Origin of the sequence: Pseudomonas sp. NFACC04-2 (assembly GCF_900119265.1) — a bacterium.
Taxonomy (GTDB): domain Bacteria; phylum Pseudomonadota; class Gammaproteobacteria; order Pseudomonadales; family Pseudomonadaceae; genus Aquipseudomonas; species Aquipseudomonas fluorescens_AA.
Window position 1 is genome coordinate 116,566 of sequence record NZ_FPJC01000004.1, and the last position, 21,488, is coordinate 138,053.

Sequence of the window (21,488 nt, forward strand, 5' to 3'; positions counted from 1 at the left end):
TCACTCAGTTCACTTACGCCGCACTGAACAACTTATGCGGGTCAATCACAAACTTCTTCGGCACACCCGCATCGAACTCACCATAACCCTTCGGCGCATCATCCAGGCTGATGACCTGCACACCCACGATTTCGGCGATGTTGATACGGTCCCACATGATCGCCTGCATCAGTTGGCGGTTGTACTTCATCACCGGGGTCTGGCCGGTGTGGAAGCTGTGGGATTTGGCCCAGCCCAGGCCGAAGCGGATGCTCAGGCTGCCCATTTTTGCCGCCGCATCGACTGCGCCCGGATCTTCGGTGACGTAGAGACCGGGAATACCGATCTTGCCAGCGACGCGGACCACCCCCATCAACGAGTTGAGCACGGTGGCCGGGGCTTCGTGCTTGACGCCGTCATGGCCATGGCCACGAGCTTCGAAGCCTACCGCATCGACAGCACAGTCGACTTCAGGCTCGCCCAGCAGCGCAGCGATCTGTTCGTGCAACGGTGTATCGGTAGACAGGTCGGCAATTTCGAAACCCTGGGCCTTGGCGTGAGCCAGGCGGACCGGGTTGACGTCGCCGATGATCACCACCGCCGCGCCCAACAGGCGAGCGGAAGCGGCAGCCGCCAGACCGACCGGACCGGCACCCGCGATGTAGACGGTGCTGCCAGGGCCAACACCAGCAGTGACGGCGCCGTGGTAGCCGGTCGGCAGGATGTCGGACAGGCAGGTCAGGTCACGGATCTTCTCCATGGCCTTGTCGCGATCCGGCAGTTTCAGCAGGTTGAAGTCGGCGTACGGCACCAGCACGTACTCGGCCTGGCCGCCGGTCCAGTCGCCCATGTCCACATAACCATAGGCACCGCCGGCACGGGCCGGGTTGACGCTCAGGCAGACGCCAGTGTGTTGCTCCTTGCAGGAACGGCAGCGCCCGCAAGCCACGTTGAACGGCACCGACACCAGGTCACCGATTTTCAGGTTCTCGACGTCGCTGCCCTTTTCGATCACTTCACCGGTGATCTCGTGACCCAGGACCAGGCCGGTCTGGGCAGTGGTACGACCGCGGACCATGTGTTGGTCGGAGCCGCAGATGTTGGTGGAGACCACGCGCAGGATGACACCGTGCTCAATCTTCCTGCCGCGCGGGTCCTGCATTTTTGGATAGTCGATTTTCTGTACTTCGACCTTGCCGTTGCCGAGATACACGACACCACGATTACCAGACATGCTTTCACCTCGCTGTTGTTTTTGTGGAACTGCGTTGCCCAGGCAGGCAGCGCGTTGATTGCTCGGGTTAGTGCTTGTGTCTTGTTTCTTTGTTGTCTGAAGGGCCTCATCGCGAGCAAGCTCGCTCCCACAATTTTGACCGCGTACCCCTTGCTCGCGATGCCGGCCTAAAGAACGACCGTGCGATTGGCGTTCAAGAACACCCTTCTTTCGATGTGATACCCCACCGCCCGGGCCAGGGTGAGCCCTTCGATGTCCCGGCCCTTGGCGATCAAGTCTTCGGGATAGTGGCTGTGGTCCACCACTTCCACGCCCTGGGCGATGATCGGGCCTTCGTCCAGGTCGTTGTTGATGTAGTGCGCCGTGGCGCCCACCAGCTTCACGCCTTTGTTATAGGCCTGGTGATATGGCTTGGCCCCTTTGAAACCCGGCAGCAGCGAGTGATGGATGTTGATCGCCTTGCCGTCGAGCTTGCGACACAACTCCGGCGACAGCACTTGCATGTAGCGGGCAAGGATCACCAGCTCGGCACCAGTGTCTTCGATCACCTGCCACACCTGTCGCTCCTGGGCCGGCTTGTCGTTCGGGTCCAGGGGAAAATGGTAGTAGGGAATCTGGTGCCAATCGGCCAGCGGCTTGAGGTCGGGGTGGTTGGATACCACAGCCACCACGTCCATGGACAACTGACCGATGCGCTGGCGGTAGAGCAAATCGTTGAGGCAATGATCGGCCTTGGAGACCATGATCACCACTTTGGGCCGATAGTTGGGCGGCGTCAGTTCGAAGACCATGCCGAAAGCTTGCGCCCGTTCGGCCAGGCCGGCGCGAAAGGCCTGCTCGTCAAAACCGTCGGGCTGGCGAAACTCCACGCGAATGAAGAAACGCGCCGAGAGCCGGTCGTCGAAGGAATGGTGCTCGGTGACATAGCAGCCCTGCTCGAACAGAAAGCGAGTCACCGCATCCACCGTGCCGAGCACGCTGGGGCAGTCGGCAGTCAAGATCCATGTATCCGGGGCGCGGCTCATTGCGGTGACTCCTGTTCAAAATTTACTGGGCGACAAAGAACCCTGTGGCGAGGGAGCTTGCTCCCGCTCGACTGCGCAGCAGTCGCCTGATATTGGGGGCTGCTTCGCAACCCAGCGGGAGCAAGCTCCCTCGCCACAAAAGCATTCCAAGGCCATCAATCAGGCCTGCACGCTCAACCCATACTCAGCCGCGGCATCCTGCAACCACAGCCACCAGTAATCGGAGAAGCTGCGGCGGATCACCAGTTCCCAGGTGTCTTCGCCCGTGTGGCGGATCACCAGTTGCGACTTGGCGAACACCGTACCCACGGCCTTGCCCACCGGGAAGTTGCTTGGGTGTACATCGTAGCTGGTGGATTTCATCAACACGTCGCGCACGTTCGGGCCGGACAGTTCGAGGATCTGCTGGCCGCCGCTGACGTTGACAATCTGGATGTGCAGGTCGCCCAGGGCTTCACGCAGTTTCTGCTCGGCGGCGAACTCTTCGCCAGTGGGCACCACCAGCAGCCACTCATCCGGGCCGAGCCATTGCAGGCTGGTTTCACCCTTGACGATGACGGCCAGGGCGCCTGGCAATTCCAGGCCCAGGGCCTTGTGCACGCCCGCGGCGAACGCCGGGTCATGGCCATCGCCACGGAGGGTCAGGTGGCCCAGGAGTTTTTTCTCGCGCACGGTCACACCGGCGTTCTTGCGACCCTTGCCCACCAGGCTGGCGAGGTCGGCATGGTGCAGCGACGACTCGGCCTTGGCCCCGGTGGTTGGGCGTTGTTGGTACACGTTGACTGCGGTCATATGGAGCACCTGTCTTGAATTCTGTTGTTCCGGCATTTGTGGTGACTGTCCTGCCGCCTTCGCGAGCAAGCCCGCTCCCACATTGGATTGATGCCTGGCTCAAATTCCTTTGGCGACTTCGATCCTGTGGGAGCGGGCTTGCTCGCGAATCAGGCGACGCGGTGTAACTGCCCACCACAGGACCAAAGTCCCTTTAGATATTCTGCCGATCCCCCTTCGGATCGAAGAACACCGAAGAAACGATCTCTGCCTCGATCACGCTGCCATCGGCCAATGGCGCGAACACTCGCTCGCCCATCCGCTTGAGGCCGCCCTTGACCACACCCATGGCAAATGAATAACCCAGGGAGTTATGGGCGTAGCTGGAGGTCACGTGACCCACCATGGTCATCGGGATCGCCTGCTTGGTGTTGAACACCAGTTGCGCGCCTTCCGGCAGCCAGACATTCGGGTCGATCGGCTTGAGCCCCACCAGTTGCTTGCGGTCTTCACGCACGCAATCCTCGCGATTCATGCCACGCCAGCCGATCCACGAGAACGGTTTGGTCCGGCCTACGCACCAGCCCATGTTGAGGTCGTCCGGGGTCATCGAGCTGTCAGTGTCCTGACCGACGATGATGAAGCCCTTCTCGGCCCGCAATACGTGCATGGTCTCGGTGCCATACGGGGTCAGGTTGTATTTCTTCCCGGCCTCGACGATCTGCTCGAGCACGCCCATGGCGTAGTCGGCCTGTACGTTGATTTCGTACGACAGTTCACCCGTGAACGAAATCCGGAACACCCGTGCCGGCACGCCACCTACCAAGCCTTCCTTCCAGGTCATGAACGGGAACGCGTCCTTGTCCAGGTCGATGTCGGTGACTTCGCTCAGCAGCTTGCGGCTATTGGGCCCCGACAGGGTCATGGTCGCCCAGTGGTCGGTGACCGAGGTGAAGTACACCTTCAGGTCCGGCCATTCGGTCTGGTGATAGATCTCCAGCCATTGCAGCACGCGCGCCGCGCCGCCCGTGGTGGTGGTCATCAGGAAGTGGTTGTCCGCCAGACAGGCCGTCACACCGTCGTCGAAGACCATGCCGTCTTCCTTGCACATCAGGCCGTAGCGGGCCTTGCCCACGTCGAGCTTGGTCCAGGCGTTGGTGTAGACGCGGTTGAGGAACTCGCGGGCATCCGGGCCCTGGATGTCGATCTTGCCCAGGGTCGAGGCGTCCAGCAGGCCGACGCTGTCACGCACCGCCTTGCATTCGCGCTTGACCGCGGCGTGCATGTCTTCGCCGTTCTTCGGGAAGTACCAAGGGCGCTTCCACTGGCCGACGTCTTCGAACTCGGCACCGTTTTTCACATGCCAGGCATGCAGCGCGGTGAAACGCACCGGCTCGAAGATGTGCCCACAGTGCCGGCCAGCCACCGCGCCGAAAGTCACCGGCGTGTAGTTCGGACGGAACATGGTGGTGCCCATCTGCGGGATGCTCACGTTCAGCGAACGGGCCGCGATGGCCAGGCCGTTGACGTTGCCCAGTTTGCCCTGGTCGGTACCGAAGCCCAGTGCGGTGTAGCGCTTGACGTGTTCCACCGACTCGAAGCCTTCGCGGGTGGCGAGTTCGATGGCGGCGGCAGTGACGTCGTTCTGCAGGTCGACGAATTGCTTCGGCGCCCGTGCGGTGGATTTTTCGTGAGGCACCTGGAACAGCGCCAGGGTCGGCTCTTCATGACGGCTCAGGGCTTTGGGCAACACGCCCTCCACTGCCTTGAAGCCGGCTTCGCTGGCCGCGCGCACGCCGCCTTCGAAACCGTCGGCCAAGCTGTCGCCGAGGCTGTAGACACCGTTCACACCGCCGACGCATACACGTTTTTGCGGTGCTTCGCCCGGTACGAAACCGAGGATGTCTTCACGCCAGATCGGCTTGCCGCCCAGGTGCGAAGCCAAGTGAACCACCGGGCTGTAGCCACCGGAGCTGGCCACCAGGTCGCAGTCCAGCCATTCGCCAGGGCTGGTGACTTTATGGGCGCGGACGTCGATCGCGGCAACACGTGCCCCGGTGACGCGCTTGCTGCCACGGGCCTCGACCACGGCACTGCCGGTGAGGATACGGATGCCCTTGGCGCGGGCTTCTTCCACCAGCGCGCCACGTGGGTTGCTGCGCGCATCGGCCACGGCCACCACTTGCAGACCGGCGTCGAACCAGTCCAGGGCGACGCGATAGGCGTGGTCGTTGTTGGTGCTCAGCACCAGTTTCTTGCCTGGTGCCACGCCGTAGCGGCGCACGTAGGTCGACACCGCACCGGCCAGCATGTTGCCCGGCACGTCGTTGTTGCCGTAAACCAGCGGGCGCTCGCAGGCGCCGGTCGCCAGCACCACGCGCTTGGCGCGAACGCGGTTGATACGCTGGCGAACCTGGCCAATCGGCGCACGATCACCGAGGTGGTCGGTAAGGCGCTCGTGGATGGTCAGGAAGTTATGGTCGTGGTAACCGTTCACCGTAGCACGAGGCAGCAACACCACTTCGGGCATCGAGCGCAGTTCAGCCACCACAGCCGCGACCCATTCGGTCGCCGGCTTGCCGTCCAGGCTCTCGCGGGAGTCGAGCAGGCTGCCGCCGAACTCTTCCTGCTCATCGGCCAAGATGACGCGCGCACCGCTGCGGGCCGCGGCCAACGCGGCGGCCAAACCAGCAGGGCCAGCACCGACGACCAACACGTCGCAGTGACGGTTCATGTAGTCGTAGGTGTCCGGATCGTTCTCGGTCGGCGAGCGGCCCAGGCCGGCGGCCTTGCGGATGTACTTCTCGTAGGTCATCCAGAACGATTGCGGGTACATGAAGGTTTTGTAGTAGAAGCCCGGCGGCATCAGCTTGCCGCCGACCTTGCCGAGAATGCCCATCATGTCGTTGTTCACGTTCGGCCAGCCGTTGGTGCTGGTGGCGACCAAACCTTGGTACAGCGCCTGTTGCGTGGCGCGCACGTTCGGGATCTGCGTGGCTTCGGTGGCACCGATCTGCAGCACGGCGTTCGGCTCTTCGGCACCGGCGGCGAAGATGCCGCGCGGCCGGGAATACTTGAAGCTGCGACCGATGATGTCGACACCGTTGGCCAGCAGCGCAGCGGCCAGAGAGTCGCCCTCGAAGCCTTTGTAGGTCTGGCCGTTGAAGGTGAAGCTCAACACTTTGTTGCGGTCGATCCGTCCGCCGTTGGACAGGCGATTGATCTGGCTCATACCTTCTCTCCCAGAGCCTGTGCAGCCGCTTTCGGACTGTCAGCCTTGTCGGTGAACTGCGGCTTTTGGCCGATCTTGTAGGTTTCGAGAATCTCGTAGGTCACGGTGTCACGGGTCACGTTGAAGTACTGGCGGCAACCGGCGACGTGGTCCCACAGTTCATGGTGCAACCCGCGTGGGTTGTCACGGAAGAACATGTAGTCGCCCCACTCCTCGTCGGTGCAGGCGTTCGGATCCAGCGGACGCGGGATATGCGCCTGGCCGGATGCGTGGAATTCCTCTTCGGAGCGCAGTTCGCCGCAGTGAGGACAGAAGATGTGCAACATAGGGATTTCTCCTGTTAGTGGGCGACGGCAGCAGCGCCGTGTTCGTCGATCAGTGCGCCGTTGTGGAAACGGTCGATGGAAAACGGCGCGGCCAGTGGGTGCATTTCACCCTTGGCCAGGCTTGCAGCGAAGACGTTGCCCGAACCCGGGGTGGCCTTGAAGCCGCCGGTGCCCCAACCGCAGTTGAAGAACATGTTCGGCACCGGGGTCTTGGAGATGATCGGGCAGGCATCTGGCGTGGTGTCGACGATACCGCCCCATTGGCGGTTCATGCGTACGCGGGACAACACCGGGAACATCTCGACGATGGCCTGGACCGTGTGCTCGATCACCGGGTACGAGCCACGCTGGCCGTAGCCGTTGTAGCCGTCGATACCGGCACCGATCACCAGGTCGCCCTTGTCGGACTGGCTGATGTAGCCGTGCACGGCGTTGGACATGATCACGCTGTCGATGATCGGCTTGATCGGCTCGGACACCAACGCTTGCAGCGGATGGGATTCGATCGGCAGTCGGAAGCCCGCGAGCTTGGCCATGTGCCCGGAGTTACCGGCCGTCACCACGCCGACGCGCTTGGCACCGATGAAGCCCTTGTTGGTTTCCACACCGATGCACACGCCGTTTTCCTTGCGGAAACCGATCACTTCGGTCTGCTGGATCAGGTCCACGCCCAACGCGTCCGCCGCCCGGGCAAAGCCCCAGGCCACGGCATCGTGACGGGCCACGCCGCCGCGACGCTGGACGGTGGCGCCCATCACCGGGTAGCGGGTGTTTTTCGAGCAATCCAGGTACGGGATCTCGTCGGCCACTTGCTTGGCGTTGAGCAGCTCGCCATCCACGCCGTTGAGGCGGTTGGCGCTGACGCGACGCTCGGAATCACGGATGTCCTGCAGGGTGTGGCACAGGTTGTAGACGCCACGCTGGGAGAACATCACGTTGTAGTTCAGGTCCTGGGACAGGCCTTCCCAGAGTTTCATCGCATGTTCGTACAGGTGGGCCGATTCGTCCCACAAGTAGTTGGAGCGCACGATGGTGGTGTTGCGCGCGGTGTTACCGCCGCCCAACCAGCCCTTCTCGACCACCGCCACGTTGGTGATACCGTGTTCCTTGGCCAGGTAGTAGGCGGTCGCCAGACCATGTCCGCCACCACCGACGATGACCACGTCATAGACCTTTTTCGGGGTCGGCGTGCGCCACATCCGCTGCCAGTTTTCGTGATGGCTGAGTGAGTGTTTGAAGAGGCCGAAGCCCGAATAGCGTTGCATAGTCATTACTCCAAAACCGACTCAGCGATAAACCGGGAAGTCCGCGCACAGGGCCGCCACTTGCTGTGCGACATTGGCCTCGACATCGGCATCGCCGAGGTTGTCGAGAATGTCGCAGATCCAGCCGGCCAGCGTGACGCACTGGGTAACCTTGAAGCCACGGGTGGTCACCGCCGGGGTGCCGATGCGCAGGCCCGACGTCACGAATGGCGATTGCGGGTCGTTCGGCACGGCGTTCTTGTTGACGGTGATGTGGGCGCGGCCCAGGGCAGCATCGGCATCCTTGCCGGTCAGGCCCTGACGGATCAGGCTGACCAGGAACAGGTGGTTATCGGTACCACCGGACACTACATCGTAGCCGCGCTTGATGAACACGCCAGCCATGGCCTGGGCGTTATCGATCACTTGCTGCTGATAAGCCTTGAAGCCAGGCTCCGCCGCTTCCTTGAAGCACACCGCCTTGCCGGCGATCACGTGCATCAGCGGGCCGCCCTGGGCGCCGGGGAATACCGCGGCGTTGAGCTTCTTCTCGATTTCTTCGTTGGCCTTGGCCAGGATCAGGCCACCACGCGGACCGCGCAGGGTCTTGTGGGTGGTGGTGGTGACCACGTCGGCGTACGGCAGCGGGTTCGGGTACAGACCGGCGGCAACCAGGCCAGCCACGTGGGCCATGTCGACGAACAGCAGGGCACCGACCTTGTCGGCGATCTGACGGAAACGTGGGAAATCCAGGGTCTTGGAGTAAGCGGAGAAACCGGCCACGATCATTTTCGGCTTGTGCTCCACCGCCAGGCGCTCGACTTCGTCGTAGTCGATCAGGCCGGTGGTGGTGTCGATGCCATATTGCACCGCGTTGTAGAGCTTGCCCGAAGACGACACCTTGGCACCGTGGGTCAGGTGACCGCCATGGGCCAGGCTCATGCCCAGGATGGTGTCGCCGGCCTGCAGCAGGGCCAGGTACACGGCGCTGTTGGCCGAAGACCCGGAGTGCGGCTGGACGTTGGCGTAATCGGCACCGAACAACTGCTTGGCACGCTCGATGGCCAGGGCTTCGACTTTGTCGACGTGCTCGCAGCCACCGTAGTAGCGCTTGCCCGGATAGCCTTCGGCGTACTTGTTGGTCAGGCCGCTGCCCTGGGCCTCCATCACGCGCTTGCTGGTGTAGTTCTCCGACGCGATCAGCTCGATGTGATCTTCCTGGCGTTGCTCTTCGGCGTTCATCGCCGCCAGCAGCGCATCATCGTAGCCTTGAATTTGGTCTTGTTTGCTGAACATCGCGTCTCTCCCAGCGGCGGCGGTGCGCCTTTCGTCTCGGTGAGGCACGGACCATTCGGTCGTGCCCTTTGGATGCGATGGTATGGCTGGCGCAGGCATGTCAAATGCCTATGGACGCCACGCAAAGGTGCGTTTACGACATGCGCTGCAAAGGAGGCCCGGCGCCAACCTCCGTGGCGAGGGAGCTTGCTCCCGCTCGGCTGCGCAGCAGTCGTAAAACCGGCAAACGCGGTGCACCTGACAAATCGCATTCTCAGGCCTTGGGGCTACTTCGTAGCCCAGCGGGAGCAAGCTCCCTCGCCACAACGGATTAAGCAGCGACCTGGCGAACCGCGAGCAAAACCAGGAAATGCGCCGGATAAAGGCCATAGGCCCAGCGCCGCATCGCCGGTGGATGAAAACGACCGGCATGTCGCAAAAGCACCTGCCCAAGCCATGGCGCGATCAGGCAAGCCACCAGCCCCCACAACGCCACCCCATCGCCCAACCACGCCGCGCCATACAACACTCGCCATTGGTTGGCCGCCACGCAGACCAGCCCCGGCAACAACGCCATGAACAAGGGACGCGTGAATACCAGCAACATCGTCAGCGGCAGCAGCACACCAAAGAAACCGAACATCAGTCGCGACGAAAACAGCACCGCCAACAGCAACGCCATCACCGCCAGGCATCGCGCCTCCAAGGTGGGCGTTTGCCAGCAGCGCGCCACCAACAATCCCAGCACCAGGGTTGGCATCACATTCAGGGTGGTGGGATCAGGAATGAACAAGCGGTAGGGAATTTCGCTGACGGCACTGAATAGCAGCAGCCAGCCCAGGTATCGCCATGGAGCGGCACTGGCACCCCTGCGCGCCAGATTCGCCGCCATCGCCAGGCAGAACCACGGGAATGCCAGTCGCCCCGGCACATAGAGCCAGTCGACGGAAAAACCGACATATCGCAGATGATCGAGGACCATCGACAAAAGAGCCAACCACTTGAGCAGGTCCAGGGCCCCGTCACGCCGGTTCATGTATAAAGCCGCGCGACGAGATTGATACTTTCCGACAGAAACATCCGGTGTGTTCCCCCACTAATCTTGGGTAAAGTGCGCACCAGTATCGACCACGGCGCTGTGGACCCAAACACGCCGAACCAAGGAGCGCCCCACCCGGGCATTCCGCCAGGGATCTCTTTATCCAGGACTCTCTATTCAGGAGCAAGGCCATGACCGACAAGAGTCAACAGTTTGCCAGCGACAACTATTCCGGCATTTGCCCCGAAGCCTGGGCCGCCATGGAAGAAGCCAACCAGGGTCACCAACGTGCCTATGGCGACGATGAGTGGACCCACCGCGCGGCGGACGATTTCCGGGCCTTGTTCGAAACCGACTGCGAAGTGTTCTTCGCGTTCAACGGCACGGCGGCCAACTCCCTGGCCCTGTCCTCGCTGTGCCAGAGTTATCACAGCGTGATCTGCTCGGAAACCGCCCACGTCGAAACCGACGAATGCGGCGCACCGGAGTTCTTCTCCAACGGCTCCAAGCTGCTGCTGGCACGTACTGAAAACGGCAAGCTGACCCCCGAAGCGATCCGCGAGATCGCCCTCAAGCGCCAGGACATCCACTACCCCAAGCCTCGGGTCGTCACCCTGACCCAAGCCACGGAAGTCGGCAGCGTCTACACGCCGGATGAAATCCGCGCCATCAGCGTCACCTGCAAGGAACTGGGGCTGAACCTGCACATGGACGGCGCGCGCTTTTCCAACGCCTGCGCCTTCCTCGGCTGCTCCCCGGCGGACCTGACCTGGAAGGTCGGCGTGGATGTGTTGTGCTTCGGCGGCACCAAAAACGGCATGGCGGTAGGGGAAGCGATTCTGTTCTTCAACCATGACCTGGCCGTGGATTTCGACTACCGCTGCAAACAGGCCGGGCAACTGGCGTCGAAAATGCGCTTCCTGTCCGCGCCCTGGGTCGGCCTGCTACAGAACGACGCCTGGCTCAAACACGCCCGCCACGCCAACCACTGCGCCCAATTGCTGGCAGAACTGGTCAACGACATTCCCGGCGTGGAACTGATGTTCCCGGTCCAGGCCAACGGCGTTTTCCTGCAACTGTCGGAACCGGCCATCGCCGCGCTGACCGCCAAGGGCTGGCGCTTCTACACCTTCATCGGCAAGGGCGGCGCACGCTTCATGTGCTCGTGGGATACCGAAGAAGCGCGGGTGCGGGAATTGGCGGCAGATATTCGGGAAGTGATGGTCGGCTAAGGAAAGACTCACTCAAGACCGGGCCGGACCACTGTTTGGCCTGGGGACATGACTAACCTGTGGCGAGGGGATAAATCCCCTCGCCACAAGAGCTCATCACCCGCCAGAGAGAACGGATCAGAACTCGATCCGTACATCCCCCTTCGGCACGCTGCAGCACGACAGGATGTAGCCCTCGGCCTCGTCGTCTTCGGTGATGCCGCCGTTGTGATCCATCTCCACCTCCCCGCCCAGTTTCAGCACCTTGCAGGTGCCGCAGATGCCCATGCCGCAGGCCTTGGGGATCATCATGCCGAGCTTGGCGGCGGCGGCGTGTACGGTTTCGCCCGGGCCCACGCGGATGCTCTTGCCAGAGGAAGTGAACTCCACCAGGTGCAGGTCCGCCGCATCGACTTCCGGCGCGTCGGCCGCTTGTTCGGCCTGTTCCACGGCGTCGGCACGGGCTTCCGGTGGCGTGGCGCCGAAGGATTCTTCGTGGTAACGCTTCATGTCGTAGCCAGCCGCTTCCAGCAGGCGCTTGACCGCGGTCATGTACGGGGTCGGGCCGCAACAGAACACTTCGCGCTCGAGGAAGTCGGGCACCATCAATTCCAGCATTTTGTGGTTCAGGTAACCTCGATACCCGGCCCAAGGCTCGCCCAGGCCATGTTTTTCACAGATCAGGTGCAGGCTGAAGTTATCGATCCGCGATGCCATGTGTTCCAGCTCGCGGTGGTAGATGATGTCCTTGGGCGACCGGGCGCTGTGGATGAAGGTCATGTCGACATTGGCGTTGGTGTCGTAGAACCAGCGGGCCATGGACATGCACGGCGTGATTCCCACGCCACCGCTCAGATACAGGACTTTCGGGCTCGGGAAATCGATGGCGTTGAACAACCCCACCGGCCCGTGCACCGCCAGCTCCTGGCCTTCATGCAACGTATCGTGCAGCCAGTTGGACACCTTGCCCCCCGGCACGCGCTTGATGGTGACCGAGAAGCTGTAGGGCACCGACGGCGAACTGGAGATGGTGTAGGAACGCATGATCGGCTGGCCTTCGATTTCCAGCTCCAGGGTGACGAACTGCCCCGGCTTGAAAAAGAACATGATCGGCTGATCGGCCATGAAGCAGAAGGTGCGCACATCCCAGGTTTCCTGGATGACTTTGACGCAACGTACGATATGTCGGCCATTGGCCCAGGTCTGGGTGGTGACCGGGTTCAGGAAGTTATTGGACATGCTGATCTCCACGGCCGACTGTCGGCCTTCATGATGGCGATTGTGCGCAGGCGCTTGGGTGACCATTTACCTATCTGCGACATTCACATACTTATCGCGACCAGCCCTTAACTACCGGGGCTTGCGCGTCGGGAACAGATTGGGCCATGTCGCCCATGGATAAGGTTCGCCCCCTGCGCGGCCCCACACTCGCCCCAACAGATAAACAAAGTTTTCTGCCTTGCGTAGCACAACCGATTAGTCATTTTCACCGGCTCCGCTTAGAGGGCCACGAGGATAAAACGATGGACACCACTACCCTGAGCCTGGGCGATCCGCTGGAACCCGCACGCAAGGCCACCGCGCAAATGCTGCAAGAGCGCGAGCGCACCTTCTCGCTGCCGCAACCGTTCTACAGCGATGAGCGCCTGTTCGATATCGACATGCAGGAAATCTTCCAGAAGGAATGGTTGATCGCCGGCATGACCTGCGAGATCCCGGCCAAGGGCAACTACCTGACCCTGCAAGTCGGCAAGAACCCGATCATCGTGATCCGCGGCGCCGACGGTGTGGTCCACGCGTTCCACAACGTCTGCCGCCACCGCGGTTCGCGGCTGTGCACCAGCGAAAAGGGCAAGGTCGCCAAACTGGTCTGCCACTACCACCAGTGGACCTACGAGCTGGACGGTCGCCTGCTGTTCGCCGGCACCGAGATGGGCGCCGACTTCGACATGAAGCAGTATGGCTTGAAACCCGTGAACGTGAAGACCGCGGGCGGCTACATCTTCATCAGCCTGGCCGAGAACCCGCCGGCCATCGATGATTTCCTGTCGACGCTGAACCATTACATGGAACCGTACGACATGGAAAACACCAAGGTGGCGGTGCAAACCACCTTGATGGAAAAGGCCAACTGGAAGTTGGTCCTGGAAAACAACCGCGAGTGCTACCACTGCGGCGGTTCGCACCCGGAATTGCTCAAGACCCTGCTGGAATGGGACGACGTCACCGACCCGCGGGCCGACCAGGCGTTCAAAGACCACGTGGCCGCGTCCGCCGCCGCCTGGGACGCCGAGAAGATCCCTTACGCCCACGCCAGTTTCGGCCTGCGCAACCGGATCGTGCGCATGCCACTGCTCAAGGGCACCGTATCGATGACCATGGACGGCAAGCAAGGCTGCGCCAAGCTGATGGGCCGCATCAAGAACCCGGATCTGGGCTCGATGCGCATCCTGCACCTGCCGCACTCGTGGAACCACTGCATGGGCGACCACATCATCGTGTTCACCGTGTGGCCGATCAGCGCCCAGGAAACCATGGTCACCACCAAGTGGCTGGTGCACAAGGACGCGGTCGAAGGCGTGGACTACGATGTGGCGCGCATGCGTGAAGTCTGGGACGCCACCAACGACCAGGACCGTCGCCTGGCCGAAGAAAACCAGCGCGGCATCAACTCCACCGCCTACCAGCCTGGCCCATACTCCAAGACCTATGAGTTCGGCGTGGTGAACTTCGTGGACTGGTACAGCGAGCGCATGCTCAACAACCTCGGGGCCGAGCCTGCACCGTACCTCAAGGGCGTTCCGGTCCAGGGCTGACAGCAAAAGCTTCGCGAGCAAGCCCGCTCCCACAGTTGACCGAGTTTCTTCAGAAAGAATGCGGTCGAATGTGGGAGCGGGCTTGCTCGCGAAAGCGATCTAGCATTCAACCCATTATTTGGAAGACCACCGCACCGACCCATCCTCCCCATAAAACGTCTCTTCGATGTTCTCCCCCATCAACCGCACCTTCACGTACCCATTCAACACCCGCTCCGGATACGCCTCGTCTCCCGCCAACTGGGTTTCCGACCAAAGCACCCGGGCATGCCCGTTCAGCTCGCTGGTGGTGCCATAGGGAATCGCCCCGTGCCCGGCGCAGCGCGCGTGCAACCCGCCTTGCGGCGCGTAGCAGATGCCGTTGTGTAAATGCCCCCAATACCAGTAATCCGGCTCACGCCCCAGGGCATCGCACACCGGCTGGTAGAGGGCGGTCTTGTTGTGACCGGAAATATCGAAGCCCTGGTGATGACTGAGCACCATCAACTTCTTGCGCTTGGGCAGGGTTTTCATCCACTCGATCTGCTGGGTGTTGAGGGTGCCGTCCATGTACAGGTTCATCGCGTCCGAGGCGTAGGCACTGTCCAGGCCAACCACCAGCCAGTCGTCGTTGTACAAGGCAAAGTAGCTGGTGCCTTGCTGCACCGGAAAACGCTTGGCCAGTTCCTTGAAGTAACCGTGGGCACCGCTGTACATCTCGTGGTTGGAGTTGAGGGTGAACGAGCCGTGCTTGCCCTGGGGCCAACCGACCATGTCGACGTCTTCCTGGGAGTGGGTGCCGGCGTAATACACATCCCCCAGGTGGATGGTGAAATCGGCCTGGGCCAGTTGCATCTGGTTGGCCACGGCCACCGCCGGCGCGTGGCTGTCGAAGGGCCCGGTGCCCCAGTCGCCGGCGATGGCCAGGACCACGTCGCTGTCCATTTTCACCAGGGCCGGATTGGTGGCGAACGGTGCATGGTGGCGCAGGTTCTCGATCCACTTGAGCAGCGCCTCGCTCCACAGCAGGTCCAGCAGCTCCCATTTGCGGCAGCCCAGCAAGGTGCCGTCCTTGAGCACCCGGGTCGGCAGTTCGTCTTCGCTTTGCGGCAACGGCGTGGGGTTGCCGATCTTCAGGATCGACAGGCCGTGGGCCAGCTCCCAGGGTACGGCCGGCTCGTCATCCGGGAGGTCGCCATGCTCGATGACGTGCCGCGCCTGGTCGTGCCCGCGCTGCAACAGTTTGACGATGGCTTGAAACTCCTCGGGCTCCAGGTCGTTGACGAGTTTCTTCCAGGACATCTCCAGCCGCGTGACCAACCCGTGCAGGCGGACCTTGACCTTGTCGAACTCATGTTCCCAATGGTGCAGTAATGACATGTGAACGCTCCTTCGCAGTGCCCTGGGCTACAGGGTCTTCATGAATTCGATCAGGGCCCGTTTGTCGACGTCCGGCAGTTGCGTGCCATACAGGTGGCCGCCGTTGTGGTTGCCTTCCAGGCGGGTGTCGTATTTGAAATCCGCCGATGCTTTCATTTGCGCGCCGCTGGTGACGAAGCCGACCTTCTCCTGGTCGTAAATGTCAGAGCCGGTGTAGAACACCTGCGGACGCTGTTCCGGTGGTTGCAGCAAGTCCCACAGGGTCGGCACCGAACCGTTGTGCAGGTACGGCGCCCGCAGCCAGATGCCATCGGTGGGGGTATTGCTGTAGCTCTGGGTCTTGCGGTAGGCGCCAAAGTCGAACGGCGGTTTCTTGAAGCCGTGGAACGCCGTCACCAGGCCTGTGGTGAAGGAATTCAGGCGATGGGGATCAGTGCCCAACTGGTCGATGTTGGTGGTGACCTGGCCGGTATCGCTGCGGCCGAAATCATGGCAGCCCGCGCAGTTTTTCTCCCAGATCGGTTTGCCCTGGGCGACTTTCGCCGAGTCCAGGGCGAACGGCCAGACCGGTGCCTTGTGGCCCAGCAGCCAGTTGGTCACCCGGTTGAAACTCGGCGGCAGCACCGATTCCGGCGTCGCGCCCACGGCCATGGCCGCTGCGTAGTTGCGCTCGTGGATCTGGTTGTTATTGCCGTCCCAATGCAGGTACATGGACTCGCGGGGTTTCTGGTTCCAGACCTGTGGCAGATCCACGGTGCCGATGGTGGAGTCATCCGGGAAGCCGAACACCACCATTTTGGTCGGGTTGAAGGTGTCGGTCCGCCCTGGCCCCTGGGCCGGGCGCAGCTTCTGCCAGGCATAGGCCTGCTTCTGCTTGAGCAGCGCGCTCTTGGCCATCGGGATGATCAAGTAACGGTTGTACAGTTTTTCGAAAAAACCCAACTGGAACTTGCCATTGATTGCCGCCATCACCGCCTCGGGAGTGAATTTCGGGTCGCTGGCGCAATCGTAGGCAAACCACTGGAAGGCTTGCAGTTGCAGGGTATTGGCCGGCGCGGCGGCGACCGGCACTGCCACGTCAGTGACATTGGCCCGGTAGGAACCGGTGTGACACAGGGCGCAATTGGGCTCGACAGTGGGGTAACCGAGTTGCCGCTTGGCCATGCCGATGGGCAGGTCTTTGCCGTTCTCATAGAGAAACCCGAACACTTCGTAGCCGCCCGGCTTGGGCAGTTTTTCCGGGCACATTTGCGGCAGCACGGCGAACAGGTAGTAGGGAATCCGCGCCTCGATGCCCAGGCCGATGGCGGCGTATTTGTAATGGTCTTCGTCGGAGGCGAAGTCCGGTTGCGGCACCTCCCGGATCATTTGGTACCAGGTCTGGTAGCCAATGAAACCCAGCAACACGACCACCACCCACATGCCGACCTTGAACCCGTGGCTCTGCCAGCGCAGCGCCCAGCCGGCGCGCCATTCCCGCCAACCGGCGCACAGTAGGGCCCGCGGACGATTGGCCACCGGGCTGCCCAGGTACAGCAGCACGCCCAGGATCAGGAACATGCTCAGGTCGCCCATCAACATCGGCACAAACAATTGGCCCTGGTCATTGGTGTTGATCAGGTAGATCCAGAACACCACCGCCACCAGCCGCGACAGCACGCACAACCACGAATGCACGACGAAACGCGGCGCGTTGAACCCCGAGGGCATGTAGAACAGGCTGATCCCTACCAGCAACATGCCGGCGTTCTCCAGCCAGGGATCGGACAATACAGGTGGCAGGCCGATCATGGACGTCAGCAACGCCGGCGCGAACAACGCCGGAATCGCAAAGAACATGTTCATGACGATCCCGACCCAGATGATGCGTTGGAACCAGCGGATGTAAGCGTTCATGGCATCCTTTTCCTTATTCTTGGCTCAGAGCAAAGCTTTTGTGGCGAGGGAGCTTGCTCCCGCTGGGTCGCGCAGCGGCCCCAGATTTCAGAAGCGACGACTGCTGCGCAGCCGAGCGGGAGCAAGCTCCCTCGCCACGGATCAGTTGTGCCCCTAGCCGAGGGCAGTCTTTTCCAAGTGCCCAAGAATGATCGGATACACATCCACCACCGCATCCTTGCCGAACATGCAGTCGATATGGCCATACCCCGGCACTTCGTGGCGGCTGAACAACTGCGGGCCATGCATCTCGCACAGTCGCTCGTAGGTCTTGAGGGTGCTTTGCGGCAGGTAGCACTGGTTGTCGGCACCGCTGATGAAGCAGATCGGCAACTTCAACCGATCGAAATGCGGCATGTAGACGTCGTTGCCCTTGAAGTCCACCAGGTGCCCCTTGCGCACGATCAGCGCCAAGTGCTCGAAGGTCTGGATGTTCGACTCGCCGAACAACTCATGCAGGTTGTCGTGCAGGGTTTCGTTGAGCGTGTCGTGGCGGTACAGCGATGCATACATGAACGTGATGCGATGGCAGACCGGGTTGGTGCAATAGCCCTGGGCCTCGATCCGGGCATAGCCATTGAGGGCCTTGTCGTAGAGTTTGTTGAACCAGCTTTCCTTGGTGTCGGCATAGGCCGTGAGGGACTTGATGCCGATCGCATCGAGCATCCCCGGCAAGTGTAAACCGGCCTTCAGGCCGGTGGCGGTGGCGACCACCGTGTCGGCGGCGATCTGCGAGCAGACCACCGAGCGCACGCCCTGCAGCCCCGCCAGCATCGACATGAAGAACGTCGTCGCACCGTAGCAATGCACCACGCACTGCACGTCACGGGCCAGGGTCGCTTGCTGGATCTGTTCGATGGCCGCCTTGAAATCGTACTGGGCCACCTGGTCGCCGTTCCATTCGTGCTTGCTGGCCGGCAGCAGGATACTCACCCGCAAATCCAGGAGCCAAACGTCGTACTCGTGCTTGCAGAGGTATTCCAGCAGGTTGGTGTGGATGGTGTCGGTGGAGAAAATGTTCGAGCCCACACCCAAGCCATGCACCAACATCACCGGACCTTTGGTGCCGGCCTGATAACGGGTCAGGCGCAGCTCGACGTTGTCTTCAGTCTGGAAAAAATGCACCACCGGCGCCGGCGCATCCAATGGCCGTTTCAACCGGGGCGGCGCGTCCGGGTTGAAATAGACGTCGCCGGCGAAGACACCGCCGTAGCTCTCCCACAGGATCCCGGCAAAGAACTTGCCGAATCGCGCCAATGCCTCAACGCGCTCACGCTCGTTGCGGGCGTTGAGCACTTTCATGGTGGTCATCTGCTTGGCGAAGTCGGCCGGCAGGATGTGCATCACGCCGCTGCCAATCACTGTGCCGGTCTTGTCCGGCCCGCGATAGAGCGTGACATAGAGCGTGCTGGTGTCGTGCCAGATATTCAGCACGCCGTTGTCCTCGGGCACGGTCTTGAAGGCGCTGAAGTAATAGTCGCTGCCGTCCTCGGCGGTCAGCTTCATGTCGTAGTTCATGTGCCGTACGCCGACCTGTTCCTGGTACTGCTCGAACAGGTTGAACACCCCATTGCTGGCCACCAGTGGTAGCGGTGAGAGCAGCGGTGCATCGAGGGTGCCCACCAGGGTTGCGGCGTGCTCCGGCTCCTTGATCAGACGGTTGAGGTCGGCGGCGGTGATGGTCAGGGTGAATTCGATGGGCGAGTTGTCGGCCTTGCCGCGCTTGGCCGCCGTTTCGTACAGGCTCAGATCGGTGCCCTGGGCCTGGGTGAAGGCCGTGGAGAAGTAGCCCTTCATGGTTTCGGTGAACTGCACGCCGAGGGTCGGCGGCGCCACCGCTTTGCGCGGGGCCGAGGGTAGCGTGTAGTCGATGATCCAGCCACGGTCGGCCGCCAGCAGCCCCATGTTGCGCTCGCTTACCGCCGAGATGGTCAGCAGCGGGTTGACCGCCAGGGACGTGGGGATCACCGCACCGTCAGTCACGTACAGGCCCGGGTAGACATCGGTGCCACTGGCGCCACTGAACACCTGGCCCTTGTGGTTCACCACCCCTTGCGTCGCGTCCTCGCCCATCACGCAACCGCCCAGGGGATGGACCGAGACGATGCTGTGCTTGAGCAGCTTGGTCCAGATCGGGTTCTCGACCCAGATCCCGCCCAGGGCCTTGGTGCTCTGGTGCAGCCGCTCGTTGCCAAGGGTAACGTTCTCCTGTTCGCCGACGCCGGGCCAGTCGATGCGCAACTGGTCCTTGTTGTCGAGCAGCATGCGGCCCTTGGCGTTGTCATGGCTCATGATCAAGTAGGTCTGCATGTTGTGCAGCGCGCCGTAATACGGCCCGCGCAGGAAACTCTCGGCCTCCCGGCCCTTGTACTTGAGGCTGGCACCGAAACCGGTGTCGGTGGCCACGCCGATCATTTCGGCAAACGCCGCCATGCTCGGCACCATGGCCCGGCCGAGGGCGCCGGGAATCGAACCTTCCTCGATGACCATGCGGCTGCGCCAGTCGCCTTCGGTGCGCATGTCGATGATCGAGGTGATGCACGGCCCCACCGGCTCCAGCTCCTTGGCCGGATGGGCGCCGAAACCGATGCCATTGATGACTTGGTCGCAATTGTGGCCGAACCCGAGGATGTCGCCGTTACCGCTCATGTGCTCGCCCAGTTGGCCGGACATGGCCAGGCCCTTGTCCCGCGAGCGCAACATGATTTCGGTGGAGCCCAGGGTGCCGGCGGACACCACCACGATATCGGCCCGCACGAACAACGTGGGCGCCGAGAACAGCTCGCGGCCGCTGTCCAGGTATTGGAAGTGCACGATCCAGCCGTTGCCGTCGCGCTCCAGGTGCCGCACCTCGGCTTGGCAGAAAATCTCCGCGCCGTGGTTCCAGGCATCCGGCAGGTAATTCATCAGCGTGGTGTTCTTGGCCTTGTTGTTACAGCCCGAGACGCAATCGCCACAGCCATTGCAGGGCAACTGTTCGACACCGACGTGGTTGAGGTTGTTGGGCAGCTTGTCGAAGGTCACATTGATCGGCGGCTTGTAGAAATGCGCGCCTTGCTTGAGGTAATCGGCCGACTTCTTGTGGGCGTCGAGCTTGGGCAGGTTCGGTTCTGAAGTCGGGTAAGGGTTGGGCTTGAGCATCTCCCGGGCCCGGGCGTAGCCGTCCTTGAGCAGCGTGTCGCGGTGCTCCCGTACCGCCAGGGGCCAGCGTGGGTCGTCGAACACGCCAGGCTCCGGCTCCAGCGCAACGTTGGCATTGATCAACGACGTGCCGCCCAGGCCGCAACCGACCACCACGTTCTGCTGGGCGTTGACGTGCAGGTCGAACAGCCCGGTGCGCGAGCCGATATGCCCGTCCGGGTCATGGACCTGCAGTTCCTCGGTGGCCGCGAGCAGGGTGTTGGGGTATTCGCCGGGCTGGATCTCCCGGCCACGCTCCAGCAGGCACACCTTGCGTCCGGCCCGGGACAGGCGCGAGGCAGCAATGCCGCCACCGTAGCCGGAACCGATGACGACGACGTCGTAATGCTCCTGGATATCACTGATGGGGGTTGAGATCCGTGTCATGTTCAAGTCCTCTCAGGCAGAAGGGGCAACTCTGCGGTTGCCTGCAAATCGACAGGCGCACGAACGCCTGGCCATTGTCCCGTGCAGGGGCCAGCGGCAGTCAGCGGTGCTACAGGGGGGGAAAACGGACGCTATAGACGTGCACGCTGATTGGCGGCGCGACGGTGGATGCGTTTATGCAGCGAAGCAGGCGGTGCCGGGACGCAGGTCAACAGGGGGAGCGGGTGCGAGCGGGGGTGCGTGCTATCCATCATGTGTTCTCCCTGAACCTGATGTGGATAAAGTGCGATGTCCTTGTGCCATGGAAGTGAAGACAGCCGAAAGACCTGCGTCAAGGTTGGGCCTTAGAACTGTATGAAATTTGATCTATCGCGATTTGCGCTATGCTTGCCGTGGCCTGTAGCGTTTGGCGAACAAGTTATCCACAAGGCCACCCACAGCAAATGGGGACAAGTGTGCGTAAGTCGGGCATTTT

At 62.0% G+C, this 21,488-nt stretch carries 14 protein-coding genes; 2 read left to right on the forward strand and 12 right to left on the reverse strand.

Going from position 1 to position 21,488, the window contains the following annotated elements:
* Positions 1-13: 13 nt before the first annotated feature.
* The 8 genes from fdhA to BT125_RS07135 all read right to left on the reverse strand — a co-directional run bounded on the left by fdhA (position 14) and on the right by BT125_RS07135 (position 10,122).
* Positions 14-1,213: a formaldehyde dehydrogenase, glutathione-independent gene (gene fdhA, locus BT125_RS07100; RefSeq protein ID WP_072405820.1), complete on the reverse strand. Its 1,200-nt coding sequence runs from the start codon at positions 1,211-1,213 to the stop codon at positions 14-16.
* Positions 1,214-1,380: 167 nt separating this feature from the next.
* A complete protein-coding gene (purU, locus tag BT125_RS07105) occupies positions 1,381-2,238 on the reverse strand; it encodes a formyltetrahydrofolate deformylase (RefSeq protein ID WP_060740301.1) in 858 nt (285 codons plus the stop codon).
* 159 nt (positions 2,239-2,397) lie between these two features.
* Positions 2,398-3,030, reverse strand: a complete 633-nt coding sequence (locus tag BT125_RS07110) for a sarcosine oxidase subunit gamma (protein WP_072405821.1) — start codon at positions 3,028-3,030, stop codon at positions 2,398-2,400.
* A 193-nt stretch (positions 3,031-3,223) separates the two neighbouring features.
* Complete coding sequence (locus tag BT125_RS07115; RefSeq protein WP_072405822.1) at positions 3,224-6,241, reverse strand: sarcosine oxidase subunit alpha; 3,018 nt, start codon at positions 6,239-6,241, stop codon at positions 3,224-3,226.
* Entirely contained in the window at positions 6,238-6,567 is a 330-nt protein-coding gene (locus BT125_RS07120; protein WP_014340581.1) for a sarcosine oxidase subunit delta, read from the reverse strand. The genes BT125_RS07115 and BT125_RS07120 overlap by 4 nt, the downstream gene beginning before the upstream one ends.
* A 14-nt stretch (positions 6,568-6,581) precedes the next feature.
* Positions 6,582-7,832 (reverse strand): sarcosine oxidase subunit beta, encoded by a 1,251-nt coding sequence (locus BT125_RS07125; RefSeq protein WP_003177603.1) that lies wholly within the window; start codon positions 7,830-7,832, stop codon positions 6,582-6,584.
* Between the two features lie 21 nt (positions 7,833-7,853).
* A complete protein-coding gene (gene glyA, locus BT125_RS07130) occupies positions 7,854-9,107 on the reverse strand; it encodes a serine hydroxymethyltransferase (RefSeq protein ID WP_003206308.1) in 1,254 nt (417 codons plus the stop codon).
* 310 nt (positions 9,108-9,417) lie between these two features.
* The gene (locus BT125_RS07135; RefSeq protein WP_072405823.1) at positions 9,418-10,122 is read right to left on the reverse strand and encodes a TraX family protein; all 705 of its coding nucleotides are present in this window, start codon (positions 10,120-10,122) and stop codon (positions 9,418-9,420) included.
* A gap of 194 nt (positions 10,123-10,316) precedes the next feature.
* On the opposite strand from BT125_RS07135, the gene BT125_RS07140 reads away from it, so the two are divergent.
* Positions 10,317-11,357, forward strand: a complete 1,041-nt coding sequence (locus BT125_RS07140) for a threonine aldolase family protein (RefSeq protein ID WP_072405824.1) — start codon at positions 10,317-10,319, stop codon at positions 11,355-11,357.
* Between the two features lie 117 nt (positions 11,358-11,474).
* On the opposite strand, the gene gbcB is transcribed toward BT125_RS07140, so the two are convergent.
* The gene (gbcB, locus tag BT125_RS07145; RefSeq protein ID WP_060743118.1) at positions 11,475-12,575 is read right to left on the reverse strand and encodes a glycine-betaine demethylase subunit GbcB; all 1,101 of its coding nucleotides are present in this window, start codon (positions 12,573-12,575) and stop codon (positions 11,475-11,477) included.
* Positions 12,576-12,859: 284 nt separating this feature from the next.
* On the opposite strand from gbcB, the gene gbcA reads away from it, so the two are divergent.
* Positions 12,860-14,152: a glycine-betaine demethylase subunit GbcA gene (gene gbcA / locus BT125_RS07155; protein ID WP_072405825.1), complete on the forward strand. Its 1,293-nt coding sequence runs from the start codon at positions 12,860-12,862 to the stop codon at positions 14,150-14,152.
* Between the two features lie 114 nt (positions 14,153-14,266).
* Here gbcA and BT125_RS07160 read toward each other — a convergent pair whose 3' ends face one another.
* From BT125_RS07160 to BT125_RS07170, 3 genes are all read right to left on the reverse strand, one after another.
* Positions 14,267-15,511, reverse strand: coding sequence for a metallophosphoesterase (locus tag BT125_RS07160; RefSeq protein WP_072405826.1), 1,245 nt, complete (start codon positions 15,509-15,511; stop codon positions 14,267-14,269).
* Positions 15,512-15,538: 27 nt separating this feature from the next.
* Positions 15,539-17,407: a c-type cytochrome gene (locus BT125_RS07165; RefSeq protein WP_072405827.1), complete on the reverse strand. Its 1,869-nt coding sequence runs from the start codon at positions 17,405-17,407 to the stop codon at positions 15,539-15,541.
* A 153-nt stretch (positions 17,408-17,560) separates the two neighbouring features.
* Positions 17,561-21,013 (reverse strand): GMC oxidoreductase, encoded by a 3,453-nt coding sequence (locus BT125_RS07170; RefSeq protein ID WP_072405828.1) that lies wholly within the window; start codon positions 21,011-21,013, stop codon positions 17,561-17,563.
* Positions 21,014-21,488 lie beyond the last annotated feature (475 nt).